Raw genomic sequence first — 2,111 nt, 5'->3', positions numbered from 1 at the left:
GTGAGATTGTAGGTAGAGAGGAGGTAAATCAGCTTCAGCAGGTATCTGGAAAATTTGATTTTATAGAGAAGCCTTTTGTTAAAAACTAAATATACTATCAATAAATAGTATTATAGAAGCAACAATAATTATAATTTCACCTATCTGCATCATTCTATTTCGAACTCTAAATATATGTTCTATCAAAAATACTTGGATCACACACATTATAGGAATTAACGTTTTTGAAATTGAAAAATATCCAAATAAATAAACTATAAACAACAAAAATAGAACTATGTTATATTTCTTATTCAAAACATTCCTCCCTATATATTTTTGATTACCAATCTTAATAATTTACAACTACATTCTAACAAACTATAAAAGCGTTTGTCGAATTGAATTTATCAAGCGAGAGACCAACTATCTCATCTTTTTTCTATTTCTGTCAATATGCGTGACAGGTAATTATAATAGCCAAAAATAGCAAGAGCAAGCAGAAGGATAAGAACTCCTACTCCCAAGCTAATGGCAAGGATAGTAGAGAGAGACTGAACCAAGAATAAGCTCCCTATTACAAGGGCCATTAAGATTGCACTATAAATTAAGAGTAAAATTATTGCTACTATACGATTTGAACGGTTCACCAAGTCCGTAATGCTACTCCAATTGGTTGACAGATTTTTCACGTCCTTAAAGTAATTGTGGCAAGAAAGGATGACACTGGCAAGGATCCATGCCACAAGAAGGTAAATCATCGAAAGGATGGGCAAGCCTAGATATAGAGAAAGGCCAAGTAAAGTCAGAACTGGTAAAAAGGACTGGACAGCAAATATAATCCAAAATTTCACTTTCACATAACGAGCAAAGTCAAAGGGTAAACTCTTCAGAAAATCAACATTTTCCCTCTCCAAGGACAAGGCAATTGAATGCAGGCTGGTGATATTGTTATTGACAACTGCTATAAAGAGAGCTATAAAAAACAAGGGTAACCAGTATGGAGGATGAATGTCTGGAACTATCTGAGAATCTCGAATTTTGGAAATCAGACCGATCATCATGAGATAAGGAAGAAAAGCACTTGTAAAAAGCACTGTAATCACGCCAGTTCCCTGTCCCAAGAGGGTGAGGTGGTAGCGTAAAACCATACGGAAAAAGCCCTTTTTATTAGTAGTTGAAATTCTCTCCTTATTGCGACGTTCTTTCTTGACCTTCTCCTCACTGTTAAGCAGAATCACGTCATAAAAATGAGGAAGAACCTTCTTTTTGGTCAGATAAAGCAAGAAGAGAGTTAGTCCTATCCAAGCGAGTAGACCCAGGATGGCTTCTGTCGAAAAAGGAGCCACTGCTATTTTGTAAAAGATATGAAGAGGATAAAGGAGAAATGGAATGTCTCTAACTTTGTCAACAATACTTCCAAAAGTCGACTGTAGAAAGAGGACAAATATTAAAGGTATGAGAACCCCTATCCCAATCATCACATTCGAAAAAATAGACTGATACTTTCTGAAGACCCTAGTCTGAGCCAAGAAATGTACTGCCACTACCATCACTAAAGTAACAGAGACAAATAATAAGGCCAAGGACAGCAGCATCAAAGGCAAGCCCAGCCAAAGAGAAGGAGCTAGCCTAATATAGAGGACTAGAAAATAAGCTAGGATTGGTACAATTCCAGCTAGAGCTGGCAAGAGAACAGACAGTCCTTTAGCAATTATAATCTCTGATTCTTTAAAGGCATAGGGCCTATACGATGCCAAGTCCTTACTCTCATAAAAGACATTGTAAAATGCAGTGAAAGAAGTTGAAAAGGCAAGCACCAGTAAAATAGCAACCATGCTACTAAAAAAACTTGGCATTTCATCAAAAGGAAAACGAAAGGCTATATTTATAAACATTAATAGCATCAAGAGACTAGAAAAAATGTAAGAACTTAGGACTCTAGCGGAAACATTTACTTTTTTCCCAGGATTCTTAGCCTGCTTCTTTCGTAGGTTAGCCAGATTAGCTTCTTGAGATGAATAGAGGATATTGATATCAACTAATTTTTTAATGACCTTGAGACGCATCTGAAACCTCCTCTTTTCTACCAGCAAGGCTAAGGTAGATACTTTCCAAAGACTGGTCTGGGT

2 protein-coding genes and 1 pseudogene are annotated in these 2,111 nt (G+C 36.4%); all 3 read right to left on the bottom strand.

The window, feature by feature from the left end:
• Positions 1–78 precede the first annotated feature (78 nt).
• Positions 79–339, bottom strand: a complete 261-nt coding sequence (locus tag ADI58_RS11670; protein ID WP_080982508.1) for a hypothetical protein — start codon at positions 337–339, stop codon at positions 79–81.
• Between the two features lie 71 nt (positions 340–410).
• Positions 411–2,048: a hypothetical protein gene (locus ADI58_RS07355; protein ID WP_049522035.1), complete on the bottom strand. Its 1,638-nt coding sequence runs from the start codon at positions 2,046–2,048 to the stop codon at positions 411–413.
• A pseudogene (locus tag ADI58_RS10855) lies at positions 2,029–2,111 on the bottom strand (ABC transporter ATP-binding protein); the annotation flags it as partial. The gene ADI58_RS07355 and the pseudogene ADI58_RS10855, both read right to left, overlap by 20 nt.

The organism is Streptococcus mitis (genome assembly GCF_001074635.1).
GTDB classification, from domain to species: Bacteria; Bacillota; Bacilli; order Lactobacillales; family Streptococcaceae; genus Streptococcus; species Streptococcus mitis_E.
This window is presented reverse-complemented; position numbering and strand designations above follow the sequence as displayed.